Origin of the sequence: Streptomyces sp. NPDC127092 (assembly GCF_042722475.1) — a bacterium.
Classification (GTDB): Bacteria; Actinomycetota; Actinomycetes; order Streptomycetales; family Streptomycetaceae; genus Streptomyces.
This window is the reverse complement of the sequence record NZ_JBHXFE010000237.1, coordinates 1-1,382: the sequence shown is the minus strand read 5'-3', so window position 1 is coordinate 1,382 and position 1,382 is coordinate 1. Positions and strand designations below refer to the sequence as shown.

The 1,382-nt window shown below is 76.1% G+C and carries 2 protein-coding genes; both read right to left on the bottom strand.

Going from position 1 to position 1,382, the window contains the following annotated elements:
* Window positions 1-243: 243 nt before the first annotated feature.
* Window positions 244-939 carry a Maf family protein gene (locus ACFWJO_RS39265; RefSeq protein ID WP_386873031.1) on the bottom strand — a complete coding sequence of 232 codons (696 nt, stop codon included), beginning with the start codon at window positions 937-939 and terminating at the stop codon, window positions 244-246.
* Window positions 936-1,382: DUF885 domain-containing protein (locus ACFWJO_RS39260; protein ID WP_386873029.1), on the bottom strand; the 447-nt coding region annotated here is incomplete at its 5' end. The genes ACFWJO_RS39260 and ACFWJO_RS39265, both read right to left, overlap by 4 nt.

Here is a 1,382-nt window from a genome sequence, read left to right as displayed (position 1 = left end):
GCACCCGGGAGAACCGGCGCTCCGCCGCGGGGTCGACGGGCGGGACGACCGAGGCCTGCGGTGCGTCGGCGATGCTCATGGGCGATGGACTCCTCGGACGATCACGGCTGGGGGTGCGGGCGCCACGTCCGGGGTCGTTCCCCTCACCCGCTGGGGCGAAGGGCGCGGGACGGCGCCGACTCTGACCAGCACCCTACTCGTTGTGGCGGAACCCTCCGAGGCACGGGGCCCGGACGCGCCGGATCAGCGCTGCGCGTTGGAGGGTTCCCACAACCGGGTGAAGTCCTGGCCCAGGGCCGCCGCGGCCCGCCGCAGCCACGCCACGGACAGCCCGATCACCGCGTTGGGGTCCCCGTCCACGCCGTCCACGAGGGCCGCGCCCGCGCCGTCGACTGTGAACGCGCCCGCGCAGTGCAGCGGCTCGCCCGTGGCCACGTAGGCCTGGATCTCGGCCTCGGTGACGGCGCCGAAGCGCACGACGGCGGACACCACGCCCGCCTCCGCGGCCATCCCGGACGCGGCCCCGGACTCCGGCAGCACCAGGCCCAGCCAGTGGCCCGAATGCAGCACGCCCTCCCGGCCGGCCTGGGCGCGCCAGCGCTCGACGGCGACCTCGGGCTCGTAGGGCTTGCCGTGGGAGCGGCCCTCGAACTCGAACACGGAGTCGCAGCCGAGCACGAGCGTGGGCGCGTCGACGCCGGCGGCCGCCACACGGGCGGCCACGTCGCGGCCCTTGGCCTCCGCCAGCAGGCCCGCCAGCTCCGCCGGCGACGGGTCGCCCGCCGCCGCGCCCACGGCCGCCTCGGCCACCCCCGAGACGACGACGCGGAACGGCACCCGCGCCCGGGTCAGGACCTCCGCCCGGCCGGGGGAGGCCGAGCCGAGCACCAGCCGCAGGCCCGTGCCGGGGCCGGCCGCGCCGTCGTCGTGCGGGATCACGCGAGTGCCTCCCGCAGGGTGTCCAGGCCCATGCCGCCCAGGCGCAGGGCCCGGGTGTGGAAGGCCTTGAGGTCGAAGTCGGCGCCCTCGGCCTGCTCGTGCTCGGCGCGGATCTGCTCCCAGATGCGCTGGCCCACCTTGTAGGCCGGCGCCTGCCCCGGCCAGCCGAGGTAGCGCGTGAACTCGAAGCGGCGCTGGCCCTCGGAGATCCTCAGGTGCTTGGCCAGGAACGCGTAGCCCTTCTCCGGGGTCCACGCGCCGCCGCCCTCGGACTCGGGGGCGTCGAAGCCGCAGTGGTAGCCGATGTCGAACACCACGCGGGCCGCGCGCATGCGCTGCATGTCCAGCATGCCGAGGTGGTCGCCCGGGTCGTCGAGGAAGCCGAGCTCCTCCATGAGCTTCTCCGCGTACAGCGCCCAGCCCTCGCCGTGGCCGGACGTCCA